Origin of the sequence: Kitasatospora brasiliensis (genome assembly GCF_032654805.1) — a bacterium.
GTDB lineage: Bacteria > Actinomycetota > Actinomycetes > Streptomycetales > Streptomycetaceae > Kitasatospora > Kitasatospora brasiliensis.
Genome location: NZ_JAUOOW010000007.1, coordinates 595,347 through 613,521 on the forward strand (window position 1 = coordinate 595,347; position 18,175 = coordinate 613,521).

The 18,175-nt window shown below is 73.1% G+C and carries 10 protein-coding genes; 6 read left to right on the forward strand and 4 right to left on the reverse strand.

Features of this window, described 5'->3' with window-relative positions:
* Positions 1-30 precede the first annotated feature (30 nt).
* A complete protein-coding gene (locus tag QWJ13_RS28390) occupies positions 31-1,260 on the reverse strand; it encodes an MFS transporter (RefSeq protein WP_316528008.1) in 1,230 nt (409 codons plus the stop codon).
* A gap of 126 nt (positions 1,261-1,386) precedes the next feature.
* Here QWJ13_RS28390 and QWJ13_RS28395 point away from each other — a divergent pair, with 126 nt between their 5' ends.
* Positions 1,387-1,980: a TetR/AcrR family transcriptional regulator gene (locus tag QWJ13_RS28395; RefSeq protein WP_316528009.1), complete on the forward strand. Its 594-nt coding sequence runs from the start codon at positions 1,387-1,389 to the stop codon at positions 1,978-1,980.
* 81 nt (positions 1,981-2,061) lie between these two features.
* Here the strand turns inward: QWJ13_RS28395 and QWJ13_RS28400 are convergent, their stop codons facing one another.
* Positions 2,062-3,450, reverse strand: a complete 1,389-nt coding sequence (locus QWJ13_RS28400) for an MFS transporter (protein WP_316528010.1) — start codon at positions 3,448-3,450, stop codon at positions 2,062-2,064.
* Between the two features lie 387 nt (positions 3,451-3,837).
* Here QWJ13_RS28400 and QWJ13_RS28405 point away from each other — a divergent pair, with 387 nt between their 5' ends.
* The 5 genes from QWJ13_RS28405 to QWJ13_RS28425 are packed head-to-tail and all read left to right on the forward strand — an operon-like array spanning position 3,838 to position 15,373.
* Positions 3,838-9,777 (forward strand): polyketide synthase, encoded by a 5,940-nt coding sequence (locus QWJ13_RS28405; RefSeq protein ID WP_316528011.1) that lies wholly within the window; start codon positions 3,838-3,840, stop codon positions 9,775-9,777.
* Entirely contained in the window at positions 9,774-11,600 is a 1,827-nt protein-coding gene (locus tag QWJ13_RS28410) for a non-ribosomal peptide synthetase (RefSeq protein ID WP_316528012.1), read from the forward strand. Before QWJ13_RS28405 ends, QWJ13_RS28410 begins: the two co-directional genes overlap by 4 nt.
* A gap of 34 nt (positions 11,601-11,634) precedes the next feature.
* Positions 11,635-13,431 carry a beta-ketoacyl synthase N-terminal-like domain-containing protein gene (locus QWJ13_RS28415; protein WP_316528013.1) on the forward strand — a complete coding sequence of 599 codons (1,797 nt, stop codon included), beginning with the start codon at positions 11,635-11,637 and terminating at the stop codon, positions 13,429-13,431.
* Entirely contained in the window at positions 13,428-14,681 is a 1,254-nt protein-coding gene (locus tag QWJ13_RS28420) for a cytochrome P450 (RefSeq protein ID WP_316528014.1), read from the forward strand. The genes QWJ13_RS28415 and QWJ13_RS28420 overlap by 4 nt, the downstream gene beginning before the upstream one ends.
* On the forward strand, positions 14,678-15,373 hold the full coding sequence (locus tag QWJ13_RS28425) for a formyltransferase family protein (protein ID WP_316528015.1): 696 nt from the start codon (positions 14,678-14,680) through the stop codon (positions 15,371-15,373). Before QWJ13_RS28420 ends, QWJ13_RS28425 begins: the two co-directional genes overlap by 4 nt.
* A 67-nt stretch (positions 15,374-15,440) precedes the next feature.
* Here QWJ13_RS28425 and QWJ13_RS28430 read toward each other — a convergent pair whose 3' ends face one another.
* The gene (locus QWJ13_RS28430) at positions 15,441-16,733 is read right to left on the reverse strand and encodes a cytochrome P450 (RefSeq protein ID WP_316528016.1); all 1,293 of its coding nucleotides are present in this window, start codon (positions 16,731-16,733) and stop codon (positions 15,441-15,443) included.
* Between the two features lie 16 nt (positions 16,734-16,749).
* Complete coding sequence (locus QWJ13_RS28435; RefSeq protein WP_316528018.1) at positions 16,750-18,105, reverse strand: glutamine synthetase family protein; 1,356 nt, start codon at positions 18,103-18,105, stop codon at positions 16,750-16,752.
* Positions 18,106-18,175: the final 70 nt, after the last annotated feature.

Here is an 18,175-nt window from a genome sequence, read left to right on the forward strand (position 1 = left end):
ACAGGCCTGGTGGCGGGGGTGGGAGCCGGATCAGCCGACCGGCGGGTTGAGGCGGTCGTGGCGGCGCATCAGGGGGACGGTCAGCAGGCCGATCACCGCGAGGACCGCTTGCACGGCGCAGACCCCGCCCCAGCCGTAGGCGCCGAAGCAGGCGCTGGCCACCGCCGCCGAGATCGCCCCGCTGAGGAAGACCGCGACCATGTAGACGGTGTTGGCGCGGCTGCGGGCGTTCGGGACGTAGGCGAAGATCCTCGCCTGGTTGGCGATCTGGCTCCACTGCACCCCGATGTTGGCCAGCACGATGGCCACGATCAGGGCGATCGGCTTGGTGCCGCCCAGCGCGTAGGCACCGGCCGAGACCAGGGTGAGCAGCAGGGAGGCGACGATGATCAGGTGGGCACCCCGGCGGTCGATGGAGCGTCCGGCCCAGGGCGCCGCGACCGCGCCGGCCAGGCCGAACAGGCCGAACAGACCGGCCACCGCGCTGCTGTAGCCGTAGTGGTCGCTGGTCAGCACCAGCACCAGCGTCGTCCAGGTGGCGCTGTAGGCGCCGAACAGCGCGCCGTGCTGCACGCAGGCGTGCCGGACGGACGGCTCGTCGCGCACCAGCCGGGGCAGCGAGGCGAGCAGGCCGGTGTAGCTCATCGCCGGGCGCGCACCCTCCTTGGGCAGCAGGTGGACGGCGAGGGCGCCGGTGGCCGCGGTCAGCACGGCGGCCAGCAGGTAGACGGCCCGCCAGCCGGCCAGCTGCCCGACGGCGCCGCCGATCACCCGGGAGCCGACGATGCCGGTCATCAGGCCGATCTGGACGTTGGCCACCACCGCGCCACGCTTCTCCGGGGGCGCGAGTTCGGCGGCCAGCGGCACCAGCACCTGCGGGATCACGGTGGCGGCGCCGATCGCGGCGGTGGCGGCGGCCAGCACCCAGAGTTCGGGGGAGGCGGCGGCGAGCAGCAGGAAGACGACGGTGACGGTGAGCAGCACGGCGAGCAGCGGCCGGCGGCGGCGGACGTCGCCCATCGGGACGAGCAACAGGATGCCGGCCGCGTAGCCGAACTGGGCGCAGGTGACCACGATGCCGGCCGAGGAGTGCGGGACCCCGAGGCTGTCGCTGAACAGCTTCAGCAGGGGCTGCGCGAGGTAGATGTTGGCGACGGCGGCCCCGCTGCACACCGCCATCACCAGGAAGAGCAGTGGGCGGACGGGTGCGGGGCGGGGCGGCGCGTCGACGTCGCGGGGGAGAAGCGAAGTGTCTGTCACGGCCGATGTTCTATACCAACCAGATAGTTTATTCAACTGGTTGGTTTACCCCGCTGACCGGTATAAACTGATCAGTCACCCCTGTCCGACAGCCGTCCCCCGCCGCCGAGATCCGAGGATGGGCCCATGACCTCACGCTCCGAACAGACCCGAAACCGGATCTACCAGGCCGCGCTGGCCGAGTTCGCCCGGTACGGCGTCGCGGGCGCTCGCGTGGACCGGATCGCCCGGGAGGCCCAGGCCAACAAGCAGGCCATCTACCTCTACTTCGGCGACAAGGAGACGCTCTTCTCCACCGTCCTGGAGCGGGTCCTGGGCGAGCTGGCGGCCGCCGTACCGCCACCGACCGCCGACGGGACGGTGGACGTCGCCGAGTACCTGGACCGGCTGTTCACCTACCACCAGGAGCACCCCGAGGTGACCCGGCTGCTGCTCTGGGAGGCACTGGAGTACGGCGACCGACCGGTGCCCGACGAGGAGTCACGGCGGGCCCACTACCAGCGGAAGACCGCCGCCCTGGACGGCGTGCGCACCGCCGCCTCCGAGCAGATCGCCGCGATCGACGCGCCGACCCTGCTGCTGATCTTCACCGGGCTGGTGGGCTGGCCGCTGGGCGTCCCGCAGGTCCGACGCATGATCGTCGGCGAGGGGGAGGACGCGATGGACCGGGTGAAGGCCGCCGTCATCGCCGCCGGCGTGACCATCGCCGGGCAGAAGTAGCACCGGCCAGAAGTAGCACCGGGCGCCCCGCCCAGGGCGGGGCGCCCGCTCTCGGGCCCTCGGGCCCAAGCCGTCAGACCGTCAGGCCCGCCGTCGCACGGCGATGACCACCGCGCCCAGGACGCACGCGACGGCGGCGGCGAGGTAGGCGAGGTGGTAGCCGGCCAACCGGTCCTCGCTGCCCGCCGCGACCAGGACCAGCACCGCGACGCCCGCGCTCGCGCCGATCTGCTGGGTCATCACGTTCACGGCTCCGGCCACCGCGTGCCGCTGCTCCGGGACACCGCTCAGCGCGGCGGAGGTCATCGACGGGAAGTTCAGCCCCTGGCCGATGCCGCTGACCACCAGGCCGGGCATCACGTGCAGCAGGTAGCTGCCGTCCTGCGGGGTGCCCAGCCACAGCCCCGTCCCGACGCCGATCAGCACCAGGCCGACCGCCATCAGGGTGCGCGGGGCGAAGCGGGCCAGCAGGCGCCCGGTGGCGAAGTTGGCGGTCAGGAACACGGCCAGCGACATGGGCACCAGGGCCAGGCCGGACTCGAACGGCGAGTAGTGCAGCATCCCCTGGAGGTACAGCGGCGCGAAAAACAGCTGCCCGACCGACCCGGTGTACTGGAGGAAGGCCGCCAGGCTCGCGGCCCGCACCGGGGCGAGCCGGAACAGGCCGAGCGGCAGCACCGGATCGGCGGTGCGGTGCTCGCGCAGCACGAACAGCGCCAGGCAGAGCACCGCGGCGCCGAGCACGGCCCAGGAGAGCGCGCCGTCCGTGCTCACGCCGACGACGAGCAGGGTCAGCCCGAGGGTGCCGGTGATCGCGCCGGGCAGGTCCAGCCGGCCGCGGTGCCCGACGCCGTCCGGCAGTCCGGCCCGGGTCGCGGCCAGGACGGCGAGCCCCAGCAGCACCGAGAACCAGAGCACCGAGCGCCAGCCGAGGAACTCGGTGAGCACACCGCCCAGCAGCACCCCGCCGCTGAAGCTGGCGGCGCCGACCGCCGCGTACACGCTGAACGCCCGGTTGCGCGCCGGGCCGGCCGGGAACGTCTCGGTGAGCAGGGCCAGCGCGGCCGGCCCCGACAGGGCTGCGCCGATGCCCTGGGCCGCGCGGGCACCCAGCAGCACCGCGGTGTCCGGCGCCAGCGCGCCGATCAGCGCGGAGACGGTGAACAGCGCGACCCCGGCCTCGAACACCCGCCGCCGCCCGAGGACATCGGCCAGCCGGCCCCCGACCAGCAGGAAGCCGGCGAAGGTGACGGCGTAGGCCGTCATGACCCACTGCAACGCGGAGTCGTCCAGGTGGAAGCGCGTCCCGACGGACGGCAGGGCGGCGTTGAGCACCCCGAGCCCGCTCACGTCCAGGGCCAGCGCCCCGGCCAGCACACCGAGTGCCAGGCCCGGCCGGCGCGACGGGGAGTCCGGGGCTAAGACGCCCGCGGCGCCGTCCGACGCCGCATCAAGATTCTCAACTGCCATGCGCACAGCTTGCAGTGGACGCTCGTTCGTGTCCACTCCCCGGCGCCAAACCCGACGCGGTCGAATCGGACACTTTGACGATCAAATTCCGCCACTGCTTCACCCGGCGATCGAAGTACGCCATCCTGTGGTCTCGGCGCTGCGGAATGCGCGGCTGCGATTTACCCGACGGGCCGCTCGGCAATCGGCCGCACGCGCCGGTGAGAATTCCACAGTGAGCCGCTGGATTGCGATCGCTCAAGTGCCCTCGAAGCTCCTGGTCCACCCCCTGCTCCGGCCCGGGACGCCCCGGTGACCGGCTGCCCGGACGTATGACCATCCCCCCCCCGGCCCTGCGGCCGTGAAGCTTCACTTGTCCATTCGGTCCACCCTGCTGAGGGAGTCGCCATGCCCCGAGAACGCGCGGTGCGGGACTTATCCGCCGTCACCGATTTCCTGTTGTCCCGTGTCACCGAACTCCTGGACGTGTCCGCGAACGCCGTGGACCGCTGGGCGCCACTGCACCGGTACGGGCTGGACTCGCTGAAGTCGGTGGCCCTCGCGGCCTCGCTCTCCGAGTTCCTCGGCCGGCAGGTCCCGGCCACCTGGATGTGGCAGTACCCGACCGTCGACGCGCTGGCCCGTGCGCTGGTCGACGGCCCGGCCGCCGAGCAGCCCGCTCCGGGCACCGGGCGCCGCGCGCCGTCGCAGGAGCCCGTCGCGGTCGTCGGCATCGGCTGCCGCTTCCCCGGCGGCCCGGACCCGTCCGCGTTCTGGCGGCTGCTGGTCGAGGGCGGCGACGCCGTCGGGCCCGTCCCGGCCGCGCGGCGCGAGCTGCTCGACGACCGGGTCCGCTGGGGCGGGTTCATCGAGGGCATCGACCGCTTCGATCCGCTGTTCTTCGGCATCTCACCGCGCGAGGCCGTCCAGATGGACCCCCAGCAGCGCCTGGTCCTGGAGCTGTGCTGGGAGGCGCTGGAGGACGCGGGCATCGCGCCGCACAGCCTGGTCGGCAGCGACACCGGTGTGTTCATGGCCTCCTGCTGGGGCGACTACGCCGCGCTGGCCCACTACCGCGGCCCGGACGCGCAGATCACCCCGCACACCGCGACCGGCATGCACGACGGCATCATCGCCAACCGGGTCTCCTACGTCCTCGGCCTCCAGGGCCCCAGCATGGCCATCGACGCCGCCTGCGCCGGATCGCTGGTCTCGGTGCACGTGGGCTGCCAGTCGATCCAACTCGGTGAGAGCGACCTGGTGTTGGCCGGCGGGGTGAACCTCAGCTTCGTCTCCGACTACTACACCGCCATGGAGCGGATGGGCGCGCTCGCCCCGGACGGCCGCTGCAAGTCCTTCGACGCCCGCGCCGACGGCTACGTCCGCGGCGAGGGCGCCGGCGTCGTGGTGCTCGCCCCGCTGAGCGTGGCGCTGGAGCGCGACCTGCCGGTGTACTGCCTGATCAAGGGCAGCTCCTCGCAGAACGACGGCCTGAGCAACGGCATGACGGCGCCCAACCCCCAGGCGCAGGAGAAGATGCTCCGTACCGCCTACCGGCGGGCGGGCATCGCCCCCCACCTGGTGGACTACATCGAGTGCCACGGCTCAGCGACCCCGCTCGGCGACCCGATCGAGGCCAACGCCATCGGCGCGGTGCTGGGCGGCGGCCGCTCGGAGCCGCTGCGGCTCGGCTCGGTCAAGTCCAACGTGGGCCACCTGGAGGCCGCCGCCGGCATCGTCGGCCTGGTCAAGCTCGCGCTGTCGCTGCGCAACGGCGTGCTGCCGCCGAGCCTGCACTTCAGCGCGCCGAACCCGCAGATCATGTTCGACGACTACCAGTTGACCGTCCAGGACCGGCTGGCGCCCTGGCCCAGACGCTCCGACGCCCGCCGCGGCGGCGTCAGCTCCTTCGGCTTCGGCGGCGCGATCTGCCACCTCGCCGTGGAGGAACTGCCGCGCCCGGAAGCCTCGTTGCTGCTGCTGGCCGCCGACTCCCGCGAGGAACTGGCGCAACGGGCGCGGACCGTACGGGACGAGACCGACCTGCGCGCGCTGTGCGGTCGGACGCCCGGCGAGGGCACCTTCCGGCTCGCCGCCACCGCCCGCGACATGGCCGAACTCCGCACCGCCCTGGACGCGTTCGGCAGCGGTGCGAGCGCCCCCGGGCTGAGCGTCGGGGAGGCGGGCGACCGCACCCCACGGGTGGCCTTCCTGTTCTCCGGCAACGGCTCCCAGTGGGTCGGCATGGGCCGCCAACTGCTGGCCGGCCTGCCGGTGTTCCGCCGCTCCCTGATGAGGTCCGACCGGCGGATGCGGGAGCTGCTGGGCTTCTCCCTCGTCGACCAGCTGCTCTCCCCCGACGGCCGCCTCGACGACATGGACGTCTTCCAGCCGCTGCTGTTCTCCCTCCAGGTCGCGCTGGCCGAGGCCTGGCGCTCGCTCGGGGTGGAGCCGGACGTCGTGGTGGGCCAGAGCGTCGGCGAGTTCGCCGCCGCCCACGTCGCCGGCGCGCTCGGCTTCGAGGACGCCTCCCGGTTGGCCGCCCACCACGGCCGGCTGCTCCAACAGCTGGCCGTGGGCCGCGGCGAGGGCATCGCGGTGATGACCGCCGCGGCCGAGGTCGAGCCGTATCTGACCGGCGGGCTCACCCTCTCCGGCCGCAACGGCCTGAACTCCACCCTGGTCACGGGCACCCCGCGGGAGATCGACGACCTCGTCCGGCGGCTGACCGAGGCCGGCGTCACCAGCCACCGGGTGCGGATGGGCCACGCCCCGCACTCCCCGCTGGTCGACCACGTCCTCGCCCCGCTGCGGGTCGAGCTCGACGGCATCCGGCCCCGGAGCACCCGCATCCCGATGATCTCCACCGTCACCGGCGAACGCGTCGACGGCGCGGAACTCGGGCCGGACTACTGGGCGGACAACCTGCGCCGGGAGATCCGGATGGTCGACGCCCTGACCGCGCTGGGCGAGTACGCCATCGACGCGGTGGTCGAACTCAGCCCGCACCCCCTGCTGCTCAAGTCGGTCTCCGAGATCCTGCCGGCGGCCACCCTGCCCTCGCTGCGGCGCGGCGCCGACGAGGCCGCGACCCTGCTCGGCTCGCTCGGCGCCCTGTACACCGCCGGACTGCCCGCGGCCGCCCACCCGTTCCTGGCCGGCGACCGGGGTCGGCACACCCCACCGAGCCACGGCGACGCCCAGGACGGCGACCGGGTGCACCTCGTCCCCGTCACGGCCCGGACGGCGGAGGCGCTGACCGACACCTGCCGGGCGCTGTCCAACCACGTCGAACGCGACCCGGGCCTGCGGGTCGGCGACCTCGCCTACACCCTCGCCGCCCGGCGCACCCACCACAACCACCGGGTCGCGCTGTTCGCCCGCGACCGGCAGGACGTCCTGGACGGCCTCGCCCACCTCGCCGCCGGCCGCTCGCACCCCGACGTCGTCACCGGCACCGTCTCCGGCGCCACCGACCGGCGGGTGGCGCTGGTGTTCTCCGGCGGCGGCACCCAGTGGGTCGGCATGGGCCGCGAACTCCTGCGCAGCCACGCCGGTTTCCGCACCTGGATGACCGCCTGCGACACGGCGGTGCGGGCGGCCGGCGGCTGTTCGGTGCTCGACCGGCTCGCCGCCCCGGCCGAGGAGTGCGGGTACCAGGAGATGGACGTCCAACAGCCCGTGCTGTTCGCCCTCCAGGTCTCGCTGGCCAAGGTCTGGCTGGACCTCGGCATCCAGCCGACCGCCGTGGTCGGGCACAGCCTGGGCGAGGTGGCGGCCGCCTGCGTGGCCGGCGCGCTGTCGCTGGAGGACGCCGCGAGGGTGGTGGTCGCCCGGTCGCACCTGTTGGAGCACAAGGCCGCCGCCGGGGCGATGATCTCGGTCGACCTGCCGGAGGCGGAGCTGCTGCCACGGCTCGCCCCGTACGCCGAGCACGCGGCCGTCGCCGTGGTCAACAGCCCCACCAGCGCGGCGGTCTCCGGCACGCCCGAAGCCGTCGCCGCCCTGGCGGAGGAGCTCCGGCGGGACGGGATCTCCACCAGGACGATCCGGGTCGAACGGCCGGTGCACAGCCCCGGCATGGACCCGCTGCTCCAGCCGCTGCGCGAGGCCGTCGACGGCATCACCCCGCTGACGCCCGGCATCCCGTTCCACTCCACGGCGCTGGCGGGCACGGTGAACCCGGTCGCCGACGTCGACTACTGGGTGCACAACCTGCGCGACCAGGTCCGGTTCGCCGAGACCATCGGCGCGCTGGTCGACCAGGGCATCGGCACCTTCCTGGAGATCGGCCCGCACGAGACGCTGCGCGGCGCTGTCGAGGAGATCGCGCTGAGCCGTGGCGCCCGGGTGCACGCCGTCAACTCGCTGCGGCGCGAGGAGAGCGACGTCCGCTGCCTGCTGGGCGCCGCCGCCTCGCTGTTCGTCCGGGGCCTGCCGCTGGCCTTCGACACGCTGTTCGGCGATGACGTCGAGCTGGTGGAGACCCCGCTCGTCCAGTGGCAGAAGGAGCGCTACTGGCTCGACACCGAGCCCCGGCCCTCGGCCGCACCGGCGCCGGTCGTCGCGGACACCGTGGAGACCTCCAAGACGGCGGAGACCCGGCCGGTGGAGGAGGTCGTCCTCGCCGAACTCGCCGACGCGCTGGGCGTCCCGGTGAGCAGGTTCGACGCCGACGCCGAGCTGCGGGACTTCGGCCTGGACTCGATGCTGGCGATCCGGCTGGTCAACCGGATGCAGGCACTGTTCGGGCACCGGGTGTCGCCGGTGGTGTTCCTGGACGGCCGGTCCATCGCCGAGGTCGTCGCCCACGTCGCCGGGACCGTCGCGCCCTCCCCGGCCGCCCTCTCTCCCGCGCCCGCACCCAGGACCTTCCTGGACGAGCTGTCCGACCTGGACGCCGAGGAACTGCTGGACGAACTGGACGCCCGCGGGCTGCTGGAGGCCACCGACGCCCCGGCGCGGGACCAACTGCGCGCCGAAGGCCACGGGTTCACCCTCGCCCCCGTCTCGCACGGCCAGGCCTCGCTCTGGTTCATGCAGATGGTCGACCCCGACGCCGTCCCCTACAACTTCATGCTGACCGCCCGCATCCCCACCGCCGTCGACCAGGAGGCCCTGGACGGCGCCGTACGGGCCGTGCTGGCCCGGCACCCCGCCCTGCGCACCCTCTTCGCGGAGGCCGGCGGCAACCCGTACCAGGTCATCCTGGACGAGCCGCTGTACGAGTTCCTCGTGGTGGACGGTACCGACCTGGACGAGGAGCAGGCCCGCGAGGAACTGGCCCGCTACGGGCACCAGCCGCTGGACCTGGACCACGGGCCACTGGTGCGGATCGTCCTGCTGACCCGCGCACCGGCCGAGCACTACCTGCTGGTGCTCGTCCACCACATCGCCTCGGACGCGGCCTCGGCCGACGTCATGGTCCGCGAACTCCAGGAGCACTACCAGGGCGCCGCCCCCTCAGCCGGTGAACGGCCGTCCCCGTACACCGAGTTCGTCGACTGGGAGCGCCGGTGGCTGGCCTCGCCGGCGGCGGACGCGGCCCTCGGCTGGTGGTCGCAGCAGCTGGCCGAGCCGCCCGCCCACCTCGATCTCTCCGCCAAGGAGCGGACGCCGGGCGTCAGTTACGAGGGCCGCGACCTCGCCTTCCGCTGGAGCGCCGAAGAGTCGCGCCTGCTGCGGGAGTTCGCGGTGCGCGAGGGGGTGTCGCCCAGCACCGTGGTGCTGGCCGGGTTCTTCGCCACGCTCAACCGCGCGGTCGGCACCGAGGACGCCGTCCTGGCCACCGCCATCGCCCAACGGGCGGAACCCGGCTGGGAGTCCGCCATCGGCTACTACCTCAACACCGTGCTGGTCCGGGCGAGGCCCGCGGGCGGGCGCAGCTTCCGTGACCTGCTGCGCGAGGTCCACGCCTTCTCGCTCGGCCTCCTGGAGCACATGAACTACCCGCTCGACCTGCTGGCCTCCCAGCTGAAGCCGCCGCGGGCCGAGGGCCGCTCGCCCTGGTCCGACCTGGTGGTCAACTGGCTCTCCGCGGAGGCCTTCCCGCGCTCGGTGAAGCTCTTCCACGGTGTCGGCGACACCCTCACACCCGGCGGTGCGCTGCCCCTCGAACCGGTGCAGGTCCGCAGGCACATCGCCAAGTTCGACCTGGAGATCTCGATGGCCGAGATCGACGGGCGGGTGGCCGGCCACGTCCAGTTCAAGCCCGGCTTCGTCGACCGGGAGACCGTCGCCACCCTGCTCGCGCACTACCGCACGGTGCTCTTCGACTCGATCGCCCGACCCGACCTGCCCCTCGGCGACCTCGCGCCGACCGGCCTCCCGGAGGAGACGAACCAGTGACCAGGACCCTGCACTCCGAGTTCGTCGAGCAGGCCGTCAAGAACCCCGGCGCGATCGCCGTCCTCTCCGACGCCGGCACCCTGACCTACGGCGAACTGAACGAGCGATCAAGGGAGTTGGCCGAGCGGTTGGCCGCCGAGGGCGCGGGCCCCGGCGTCCCGGTCGGCATCTGCGTCGAGCGCACCCCCGATCTGCTGGTCGCCGTCCTGGCGGCCCTGCGCTCCGGCTCCTGCTACCTGCCGCTGGACCCGAACTACCCCGCCGACCGGCTGGCCTTCATGGTCCAGGACGGCGGCGCCAGGCTGCTGCTCACCACGCCCGCCTCCCGGGCCAGTTGCCCGCCCGGACCGACGCTCGTGGTGCTGGGCGAGGACACGACCACCCAGCCCGGGGCGCGGCCCGTACCGGTGGTGCCCGCCGACACGGCGTACGTCATCTACACCTCGGGCTCCACCGGGCAGCCCAAGGGCGTGGCCGTCCGGCACTCCGGCGCGGTGGCGATGCTCGCCGAGATGGACCGCGTTCTGGAGGGCTGCGACCTGAGCGGGGTCTCGGCGGCGAGTTCGGTCTGCTTCGACATGTCCGTGATGGAGCTCTTCAACGCGCTGTGCCGCGGCGGCACCGTCGTGCTCGTCGAGAGCGCCGTGCACCTGGCGGAGAGCCGGTACGCCGAGCGGATCACCCACCTGACCGTCGTCCCCTCGGTGATGAACGGCCTGCTGGACGCCGGAGCCCTGCCGCCCAACGTGCGCTCGGTGGTGTTCGGCGGCGAGGCGCTGCGCCGCAAGCTGGTGGACCGCACCTACCGGGAGACCGGCGCCGTCCGGGTGTTCAACGCGTACGGCCCCACCGAGGGCACCGTCTTCTGCACCTTCGGTCCGGTGCCCGAGGGCGGGGACGACGAGCCGACCATCGGCCCGCCGACCCTCACCGGCCGGGTCCGCGTGCTGGACGAGCGGCTGAACGAACTCCCGCCCGGCACGCCCGGCGAGCTCTACCTCGGCGGCGCCGGCCTCGCCCACGGCTACCTCAACCGGCCGGCCACCACCGCGGAGCGCTTCGTGCCGGACCCGTTCCGCCACGGCGAGCGGATGTACCGCACCGGGGACCTCGCCGTCTTCACCGAGGGCGGCGAGCTCCGCTTCCTCGGGCGCGGCGACCACCAGGTCAAGCTGCGCGGCCACCGGATCGAGCTGGAGGAGGTGGAGGCCCGGCTGACCGGCTGCCCGGAGGTCCGGGAGGCGGCCGCCGCCGTGCGGGGCAACCGGCTGGTCGGCTACGTGGTGCCCGCGGGCGACGGCACGACGCCGGACGCCGAGCTCCGGGGCGCCATCACCGGCCGGCTCGCCGCCGCGCTGCCCGACTACCTGGTGCCCGCGGCGCTCGTCCTCCTGCCCGCCCTGCCGCTCGGGCCGGGCGGCAAGCTCGACCGTGCCGCGCTCCCCGAGCCGCCGGCCGCCGACACCGGCGGGCCCCGGACGCCGGCGAGCACGCCGACCGAGGTGGCCCTGTCGGAGATCTGGGGCCAGCTGCTGGACCTCGATCCCTCGGACATCGATGTGCGCTCCGCCTTCTACGACCTCGGCGGCGACTCGCTGCTGCTGGTGCGCCTCGCCCGGCTGATGACCCGTCGCTTCGAGCGCCGGGTCCGGGTGCCCGACCTGTTCAGCTTCCGCGACATCTCCTCCCTCGCCCGCTGGCTCGACGACGAGAGCGGCGCCACCCCCGAGGCGGTGCGCTCCGCCCGGGCGCGCGCCACCGCCCGCCGGGCCGCCCTGCGCGGACGCGGCGGCAGCGGCGCCACCGGCGCCACCGACCGCTGAGCCACCCCCACCCCCCGACGAAGCAGGAGCCCTCATGACCGACCGTCTGACCGACCTCCCCGAGCCGGACTACGACCCGGGCGACGTGGCCGTCATCGGCATGTCCCTCCGGGCGCCCGGAGCCCGCAGCAAGGAGCAGTTCTGGGACAACCTCGTCCACGGCCGGGAGTCCGTCTCCTTCCTGGCCAAGGAGGACATCCAGGTCGACGAGACCCTGATCCACAACCCGTTCTACGTGCGGGCCTGCGGCCTGCTCGACACGTACGACACATTCGACCCGTCGGTGTTCGGCATCAGCGACCGGATGGCGGCCGCGATGACCCCGGAGAACCGGCTGTTCCTGGAGAGCGCCTGGGAGTCGCTGGAGGACGCCGGCTACGACCCGGAGCGGCTCACCGCCGAGGTCGGCGTGTACGGTGCCAACAACCCGCAGACCGCCGCGCTCTACAGCTCCCCGCCGGACCGGGTGTCGGTCGGCCCCGAGGCGATCGAGGCCAGTCTGGCCTGGTCGCCGGACACCATGACCTCCAACGCCCTGTACTACCTGGGCCTGACCGGCGAGGCCGTCACCGTCGCCGCCGTCTGCGCGGGCTTCCACTACGCGGTGCACCTGGCCTGCCAGTCGCTGCTGCTCGGCCAGACGGACGTGGCGATCGCCGGCGGCTCGATGGTCCGGCTGCCGCACCCGCGCGGCCACCTGTGGGAGGAGAACCGCGTCCTGTCCAAGGACGGCCACTGCCGCCCGTTCGACGCCAACGGCACCGGCACCGCGCTGTCCAGCGGTGTCGTCACCCTGCTGCTGAAGCCGCTGGGCCAGGCCGTCGCCGACCGCGACCACGTCTACGCGGTGGTCAAGGGTTCGGCCGTCAACAACAACGGGGTCAGCGCGATGGCGTACGGCCTGGCCCAGCCCGAGCGGCTGAGCGCCTGCATCGCCGCCGCCATGGAGGTGGGCGGGGTCGCCCCGGACACCGTGTCGATGTACGAGGCCAACGGCCTGGGCCTGCCGATGACCGACGAGCTGGAGGTGCACGCGGCGAGCATGGCGTTCGGGAAGCGGACCGGTACGGCCTCGATCGGCGGGGTCAAGGGCAACGTGGGCCACGGCGGCGTGGTGTCGGGCGGCTTCGGCGCGCTGAAGGCCGCGCTGGCCCTGTACCACCGGACGCTCCCGGCGACGATCAACCTGACCGAGGTCAACCCGGACCTCGACTTCCCCAGCACCCCGTTCGTGCCGCAGCTGGAGGCGGCGTCCTGGGAGCCGGAGGCCGGCATCCGCCGGGCGGGCATCACCTCGATCGGGGGCGGCGGCTACAACGCCCACCTGCTGCTGGAGGAGGCCCCGACGGCTGCCGAACGCGCCCCCGAGTCGACAGGCAAGCCGCGACTTGCCTGTCTGTCCGCCCTGGACGACGAGGCCCTGGCCCACCAGCGCACCCGGCTCCGGGAGCGACTGGAGGCCGACCCCGGACTCCGGCTGGACGACGTCTGCTTCACCCTCAACCTCGGCCGCAAGGTCATGCCCCGCCGCTGGGCGGCCGTGGTCCGCAGCCGCGCCGAGCTGATCGCCGCCCTCTCCGACGAGGCCGCCGACGGACCGGCCGCCACCACCGCCACCGCCCCGCCGGCCGCCCCCGGCTCCTTCACCCGCACCGAGCACGGGATCGTGCCCTCCGGCCACGACGCCCGGGCCCTGCACGACCTGGCCGCCGCCTGGGTGGCGGGCCACCAGGTGGACTTCGACGCCCTGCACTCCGACGGGGCCGCCCACCGCGTGCCGCTGCCCACCTACCCGTTCCGGCCGCGCCGCTTCTGGCGGACGGACTGGTGACCATGAGCGCACCGGCACTGGACACCGTGGACCTGGGCGACCCGGCCACCTTCGCGGAGCACGACCTGGACGGGTTCTGGCGCACCCTGCGGGACACCGCCCCGCTGCACTTCAACCCCCCGGTCGCCGGCCGCCCCGGCTTCTGGGTGCTCTCCCGCCACGAGGACATCCTGACCGTCTACCGGGACGACGAGCACTTCACCTCCGAGCGCGGCAACGTGCTCGTCACCCTGCTGGAGGGCGGCGACGCCGGGGCCGGCCGGATGCTGGCCGTCACCGACGGCCACCGGCACCACGAGCTGCGCAAGATCCTCCAACGGGTGCTCTCCCCCAGGGTGTTGGACGAGGTCGCCCGGACGGTGCGGCTCAACACCCGGCGGTGGATCCGGGAGGCGGTCGAGTCCGGCGGCTGCGACTTCGCCGAGCGGATCGCCGCCCGCATCCCGATGACGACCATCTCCAGCCTGCTCGGCGTGCCCGAGCGGGACCGGGAGTACCTGCTGAGCCTGACCAGGACCGCGCTGTCGGCGGACGACGAGGACATCGACGAGGTCGATTCCGAGATGGCCCGCAACGAGATCCTGATGTACTTCATGGACCTCGTCGAGGAGCGCCGCGAGTCCCCCGGCGAGGACGTGGTCAGCATGCTGATCGCCAGTTCGATCGACGGCGTGCCGCTGTCCGACGAGGACGTGGTGCTCAACTGCTACAGCCTGGTCATCGGCGGCGACGAGACCAGCCGGCTGACGATGATCGACTGCGTCCGCACCCTCGCGGCCCGGCCCGAACAGTGGCGCCGGCTCAAGCACGGCGAGGTCGCGGTCGGCACCGCCGTGGACGAGGTGCTGCGCTGGGCCTCGCCGACGATGCACTTCGGGCGCAGCGTCACCAGGGAGACCGAACTGCACGGCGTACGGCTGCGCCCCGGTGAGGTCGTCACGCTCTGGCACGCCTCCGGCAACCGGGACGAGCGGGTCTTCGACCGGCCCGGGGTGTTCGACCTCGGCCGCACCCCCAACCGGCACCTGGCCTTCGGCTACGGCCCGCACTTCTGTGTCGGCTCGTACCTGGCCAAGGTGGAGATCGCCGAACTCCTCACCGCGCTGCGGGACTTCACCACCGGGTTCGAGCAGGCCGGGGAGGCGCGGCGGATCCGGTCCAACTTCCTGACCGGGTTCTCCACCCTGCCGGTGCGCTTCGAGCCCGACCTCGCCGGGCTGAGGCTCTCCGTGCTGAAGGAGGACGGATGAACATCTACCTGTCGGGCCAAGGGGCGTTCGCGGTGCAGGTCGCCCAGGCCCTGCTGGACGAGGGGCACAAGATCGCCGGGGTGGCCGCGCCCCGGCTGCGCAAGGGGCGGACCGACGAGGGCGACGCGATGTCCTGGGACCGGCTGCGCGCCTGGGCGTTCCCCCGGGACATCCCGTGGACGGACTCGGTCGAGCTGCGCGCCCGGCACGTGCCGGACGGGGTGGACGTCATCCTCGCCGCCCACTCGCACGCCTTCCTCGGCCGGCAGACCCGCGCCCGGGCCGCCGTCGCGGCGATCGGCTACCACCCCAGCCTGCTGCCGCTGCACCGCGGGCGGGACGCGATCCGCTGGACGGTGCGCGACGGCGACAAGGTGACGGGCGGCAGCGTCTACCACCTCACCGAGCGCACCGACGCCGGCCCGCTCGCGGCCCAGGAGCACCTGCTGGTGCCGCCGGGTTCGACCGCGCAGAGCCTGTGGCGCGACCATCTGGCGCCGCTGGGGGTGCGCTTGCTGCTGCGGGTGGTCGCCGACCTCGCCGCGGACCGGCGGATCGAGGTGCCCCAGGACGAGAGCCTGGCGACCTGGGAGCCGGCCATGGGCGCGCCGCCGCTGTTCAAGCCCGAGCTGGTGGAACTGCCCGGCACCGCCAGGGTCGACGGCAACCGGCAGTCCCTGCACCGGAGTTGAGAACACCGGAGTTGAGAAAGGCCGTGGCCTCGCGCACCCCACATGCGCACGAGGCCACGGCCGCCGGTCAGGCCAGGGTGACCGAGACCGGCAGCTTCTTGATGCCGTTCACGAAGTTGGAGCGCACCCGCGGGACGTCACCGGCCAGCTCGATGCTCGCCAGGCGCGGAATCAGCTCCTCGAACATGATCCGGATCTCGGTGCGGGCCAGCAGGTTGCCCAGGCACAGGTGCGGGCTGCCCTTGCCGAAGGTGACGTGGTCGTTGTCCTTGCGGGTGACGTCGAAGTCGTAGGGGTTGCCGAAGACCTCCTCGTCCCGGTTGCCGGAGGCGAACCACATGACGACCTTGTCGCCCTCCTTGATCCGCTTGCCGCCGAGCTCGACGTCCCGGGTGGCGGTGCGGCGGAAGTGGTAGACCGGCGAGGCCCAGCGCAGGAACTCCTCCACCGCGCCGGGGATCAGCGACGGGTCCTCCCGGAGGCGGGCGAGCTGCTCGGGGTGCTGGAGCAGGGCGAGCATCGAGTGGCTGATGGTGTGCCGGGTGGTCTCGTTGCCGGCCACCACCAGGAGCAGGAAGTAGTTGTCGAAGTCCTGCGCCGAGAGCGGCACCCCGTCCTTCGGGGTCTCGTTGACCAGGCGGGAGATCAGGTCGGTGCCGTCGCCGCCGCGCCGCTGCCGGGCGAGCTCGCGGCCGTACTCGAAGACTTCCAGCGAGGCGGGCGAGCGGAACGGCAGGTCGCGGTACTTCTCGCTCTCCTCGCTGTGCAGCAGGACGTCGGCGTAGTCCGGGTCGGTGTTGCCGATGATGCGGTTGCCCCAGTCGATGAGCTGCTGGTTGTCCTCCGGCGGCACGTCCAGGAGGCGGGCGAGGACGTTGATCGGGAAGTCCGCGGAGACCTCCTTGACGAAGTCGAAGGTGCCCTTGGCCAGGGCGGCGTCCAGCGTGCTGGCGGTCAGTCCGCGCAGGAAGTCGGCGTAGCTGTTGATCACGTTCGCGCCGAACTGGCGCTGGAGCAGGCTGCGCATGGCCCGGTGGCGCACGCCGTCCAGCTCCAGGATGGAGGCGCGCTTCTTGATCTGGTCGTCGTCGACCTCCTCCAGGTTCACGAACTTGGTGGAGGTGAAGGTCTCGGCGTCGCGGTCGACCCGGGCGATGTCGGCGTGCCGGGTGATCGACCAGAAGCCGGAGTTGGGCGCCTCCTCGGGCTGCCAGTGGACCGGGTCCTCGTGGCGCAGGGTGTGGAACATCCGCCACGGGGTGACGCCGTCGGTGAAGTTGTCGAGGTCGGCCAGGTTCACCTGGTCGAGGGGCATCGGCTCGTGGACGGCGCCGGCGGGCACGGTGGGCACGGTGGTCATGGGTTCGCTCCTCGGCTTACAGGTGGTAGGCGTACTCGGTGAACTCCCAGTCGGTGATGTGCCGATGGAAGCGGGCGACCTCGTCGCGCTTGTACGAGAGGTAGGCGGTGGTGAAGTCCTTGCCGAGCACCTCGGTCAGGGCGGTGTCCGCCTCCAGCGCGTCCAGGGCGGCGGGCAGCGACATCGGCAGGACGGCGGACTTGGCCGGGTCATAGCCGTAGCCCTCCAGCGGGGCGGCGGGCTCGTCGCCGGCGACGACGCCCAGCAGCGCGGCGGCGAGGGTGCCCGCGATCAGCAGGTAGGGGTTGGCGCTGGCGTCCCCCAGCCGCAGTTCGAAGCGGCTGCCGGAGCCGCGCTCCGGCGGGATGCGGACCATGGCGCTGCGGTTGTCCAGCCCCCAGTCGATCAGCCAGGGGGCGAGGGTGTCGGGGCCGAACCGCTTGTAGGAGTTGACGGTCGGGTTGGCCAGCGCGGCGAGGGCCGGGGCGTGGGCGAGGACGCCGGCCAGCGCGTGGCGGGCGGTGGCGCTCAGCCCGTACGGCGCGGCCGGGTCGGCGAAGACGTTGCCGCCCTCGTCGTCCACGCAGGACAGGTGGAGGTGGAAGCCGGAGCCGCCGGCGCCCTGGAAGGGCTTGGCCATGAAGGTGGCCAAGCGGCCTTCCTTGCGGGCCAGTTCCTTGACCGCGGACTTGAAGCGGAAGGCGCGGTCGGCGGCCGACATGGCGTCCGAGTGGGTCAGGTTGATCTCGAACTGGGAGCCGTCGAACTCGTGGTTGCCGCTGGTGACGCCGATGTCCAGGCCGCGCAGCAGGCGCAGGGTGCGCAGCAGGTGGTTGTCGCCGTCGGCGCGCAGGCCCGCGGTGTAGACGACGCCGGCGGCCTCGCTGTAGCGGCGCCAGCCGCGCTCGGTGCCGGGCGCCTCGTCGCACAGGAAGTACTCCAACTCCGGGCCGACGACCGGGTGCAGGCCGTACTCCCGGCAGCGTTCGACGACGGAGCGCAGCAGGTCGCGGGGCGACTCGGGGGCGGGGCGTCCGGTGGCCGGGTCGGTGACGTCGCCGAGGCAGGTGGCGACGCCGGGCTCCCAGGGCAGGGCGATCAGGGTGTCGAGGTCGGGGCGGACGCTGATGTCGGGCAGGCCGGCGTCCAGGCCCCCGGGGACGGGGACGGTGTCGCCCTGGGGGCTGGTGTGGTAGACGGCGCGGCAGAAGGCGAGGCCGTGGTCGCAGGCCGAGGGCAGGTGGTCCAGCAGCACGTCCCGGGCCCGTTCGGTGCCGATGAGGTCGGGATAGGTCACCCGGACCACGTCGATGCCCTCGGCGGCCAGCCGCTCCTGGTGGTCGCGGACGGGTGGGGTGGTGGATGCGCTCACCGGTGTCTCCTGGGGGAAGTGGGGGCGCCTCCCAGCGCTCGCGGCGCGGGGGGAAGGAAACCGCGGCGGC

What these genes read in the sequence shown, in the direction of transcription:
- QWJ13_RS28395 (WP_316528009.1), top strand. Translation starts at nt 1,387, where the DNA reads ATGACCTCACGCTCCGAACAGACCCGAAACCGGATCTACCAGGCCGCG.
- QWJ13_RS28400 (WP_316528010.1), bottom strand. Translation starts at nt 3,450, where the DNA reads ATGGCAGTTGAGAATCTTGATGCGGCGTCGGACGGCGCCGCGGGCGTC.
- QWJ13_RS28405 (WP_316528011.1), top strand. Translation starts at nt 3,838, where the DNA reads ATGCCCCGAGAACGCGCGGTGCGGGACTTATCCGCCGTCACCGATTTC.
- QWJ13_RS28415 (WP_316528013.1), top strand. Translation starts at nt 11,635, where the DNA reads ATGACCGACCGTCTGACCGACCTCCCCGAGCCGGACTACGACCCGGGC.
- QWJ13_RS28425 (WP_316528015.1), top strand. Translation starts at nt 14,678, where the DNA reads ATGAACATCTACCTGTCGGGCCAAGGGGCGTTCGCGGTGCAGGTCGCC.
- QWJ13_RS28430 (WP_316528016.1), bottom strand. Translation starts at nt 16,733, where the DNA reads ATGACCACCGTGCCCACCGTGCCCGCCGGCGCCGTCCACGAGCCGATG.